Below are 3,732 nucleotides of genomic sequence, written 5' to 3' on the forward strand. Positions count from 1 at the left end.
CTGAATTGTTTAACGGCCCTGTTACCCAGGACATGCTGGATAACGGCTTTGATGTTGAAGTCCCTGTGACCGCAGGCGCAACCGATGTTGATGTCACCGCACAGGTGATTGATATCGCCGGTAACCCGTCTGCAACCGCAACGGATACACAACCTGTTGATGCCACCATGGCTCCTGCACCGACTGTAGAATTCAGCGGCATGGGCACTGATGGTATCTTTAACAGCGATGAAATTGGTACTGACGGCACTGTCACCGCAACCGTGACCTTAGCGACCGGCACCCAAGTGGGCGACACCTTGATTGTCACCGACGGCAACGGCACTGAATTGTTTAACGGCCCTGTCACTCAAGACATGCTCGACAACGGCTTTGATGTTGAAGTCCCTGTGACCGCTGGCGCAACCGATGTTGATGTCACCGCACAGGTGATTGATATCGCCGGTAACCCGTCTGCAACCGCAACGGATACACAACCTGTTGATGCCACCATGGCTCCTGCACCGACTGTAGAATTCAGCGGCATGGGCACTGATGGCGTGTTCAACAGCGATGAGATCGGTTCTGACGGCACTGTCACCGCAACCGTGACCTTAGCGACTGGCACCCAAGTGGGCGACACCTTGATTGTCACCGACGGCAACGGCACTGAATTGTTTAACGGCCCTGTTACCCAAGACATGCTCGATAATGGCTTTGATGTTGAAGTCCCTGTCACTGCAGGCGCAACCGATGTTGATGTCACCGCACAGGTGATTGATATCGCCGGTAACCCATCTGCAACCGCAACGGATACACAACCTGTTGATGCCACCATGGCGCCTGCGCCTAGCGTTGAGTTCAGCGGCATGGGCACTGACGGTATCTTTAACAGCGATGAGATCGGTACTGACGGCACTGTCACCGCAACCGTGACCTTAGCGACCGGTACGCAAGTGGGCGACACTCTCGTCGTGACCGATGGCAACGGAAACGTATTAGCGACGGTCACCGTGACGCAAGCGATGCTAACCAATGGCTACGCTGTTGAAGTCCCTGTGACTGCAGGCGCAACCGATGTTGATGTCACCGCACAGGTGATTGATATCGCCGGTAACCCATCTGCAACCGCAACCGACACACAACCTGTTGATGCCACTATGGCACCTGCGCCTAGCGTTGAGTTCAGCGGCATGGGCACTGATGGCGTGTTCAACAGCGATGAAATTGGTAGCGATGGCACTGTCACCGCAACCGTGACCTTAGCGACCGGCACCCAAGTGGGCGACACCTTGATTGTCACCGACGGCAACGGCACTGAATTGTTTAACGGCCCTGTTACTCAGGACATGCTGGATAATGGCTTTGATGTTGAAGTCCCTGTCACTGCAGGCGCAACCGATGTTGATGTCACCGCACAGGTGATTGATATCGCCGGTAACCCATCTGCAACCGCAACCGACACACAACCTGTTGATGCCACCATGGCTCCTGCACCGACTGTAGAATTCAGCGGCATGGGCACTGATGGGATTTATAACGCCAGCGAAATTGGTGCTGACGGCACCGTCACCGCAACCGTCACCTTAGCGACCGGCACCCAGATCGGCGACACTCTCGTCGTGACCGATGGCAACGGAAACGTATTAGCGACGGTCACCGTGACGCAAGCGATGCTAACCAATGGCTACGCTGTTGAAGTCCCTGTGACTGCAGGCGCAACAGAAGTGAACGTCACGGCTCAAGTCACTGACGCTGCAGGTAACCCATCTGCAATCGCCACCGACACACAACCTGTTGATAATGTTGCCGCACCAGCGCCTAGCGTTGAGTTCAGCGGCATGGGCACTGATGGCGTGTTCAACAGCGATGAGATCGGTTCTGACGGCACTGTCACCGCAACCGTGACCTTAGCGACCGGCACCCAAGTGGGCGACACCTTGATTGTCACCGACGGCAACGGCACCGAATTGTTTAACGGCCCTGTTACCCAAGACATGCTCGATAATGGCTTTGATGTTGAAGTCCCTGTCACTGCAGGCGCAACCGATGTTGATGTCACCGCACAGGTGATTGATATCGCCGGTAACCCATCTGCAACCGCAACCGACACACAACCTGTTGATGCCACCATGGCGCCTGCACCGACTGTAGAATTCAGCGGCATGGGCACTGATGGTATCTTTAACAGCGATGAAATTGGTACTGACGGCACTGTGACCGCAACCGTGACCTTAGCGACGGGCACCCAAGTGGGCGACACCTTGATTGTCACCGACGGCAACGGCACTGAATTGTTTAACGGCCCTGTTACTCAGGACATGCTGGATAATGGCTTTGATGTTGAAGTCCCTGTCACTGCAGGCGCAACCGATGTTGATGTCACCGCACAGGTGATTGATATCGCCGGTAACCCGTCTGCAACCGCAACGGATACACAACCTGTTGATGCCACCATGGCACCTGCGCCTAGCGTTGAGTTCAGCGGCATGGGCACTGATGGGATTTATAACGCCAGCGAAATTGGTGCTGACGGCACCGTGACCGCAACCGTCACCTTAGCGACGGGCACCCAAGTGGGCGACACCTTGATTGTCACCGACGGCAACGGCACTGAATTGTTTAACGGCCCTGTTACTCAGGACATGCTGGATAATGGCTTTGATGTTGAAGTCCCTGTCACTGCAGGCGCAACCGATGTTGATGTCACCGCACAGGTGATTGATATCGCCGGTAACCCATCTGCAACCGCAACCGACACACAACCTGTTGATAATGTTGCCGCACCTGCACCTAGCGTTGAGTTCAGCGGCATGGGCACTGATGGCGTGTTCAACAGCGATGAAATTGGTAGCGATGGCACTGTCACCGCAACCGTGACCTTAGCGACCGGCACCCAAGTGGGCGACACCTTGATTGTCACCGACGGCAACGGCACTGAATTGTTTAACGGCCCTGTTACCCAGGACATGCTGGATAATGGCTTTGATGTTGAAGTCCCTGTGACCGCTGGCGCAACCGATGTTGATGTCACCGCACAGGTGATTGATATCGCCGGTAACCCATCTGCAACCGCAACCGACACACAACCTGTTGATAATGTTGCCGCACCTGCACCTAGCGTTGAGTTCAGCGGCATGGGCACTGATGGCGTGTTCAACAGCGATGAAATTGGTAGCGATGGCACTGTCACCGCAACCGTGACCTTAGCGACCGGCACCCAAGTGGGCGACACCTTGATTGTCACCGACGGCAACGGCACTGAATTGTTTAACGGCCCTGTTACCCAGGACATGCTCGACAACGGCTTTGATGTTGAAGTCCCTGTGACCGCTGGCGCAACCGATGTTGATGTCACCGCACAGGTGATTGATATCGCCGGTAACCCGTCTGCAACCGCAACGGATACACAACCTGTTGATGCCACCATGGCTCCTGCACCGACTGTAGAATTCAGCGGCATGGGCACTGATGGTATCTTTAACAGCGATGAAATTGGTACTGACGGCACTGTCACCGCAACCGTCACCTTAGCGACGGGCACGCAAGTGGGCGACACCTTGATTGTCACCGACGGCAACGGCACTGAATTGTTTAACGGCCCTGTCACTCAAGACATGCTCGACAACGGCTTTGATGTTGAAGTCCCTGTGACCGCAGGCGCAACCGATGTTGATGTCACCGCACAGGTGATTGATATCGCCGGTAACCCATCTGCAACCGCAACCGACACACAACCTGTTGATAATGTTG

At 55.1% G+C, this 3,732-nt stretch carries 1 protein-coding gene; it reads left to right on the forward strand.

From position 1 onward, the window contains the following. Positions 1-3,732, forward strand: a 3,732-nt coding sequence (locus AC19MX_RS20995) for a beta strand repeat-containing protein (RefSeq protein ID WP_498299764.1), incomplete at both ends; no start/stop codon positions are given.

This window comes from Shewanella sp. MF05956, from assembly GCF_059758055.1.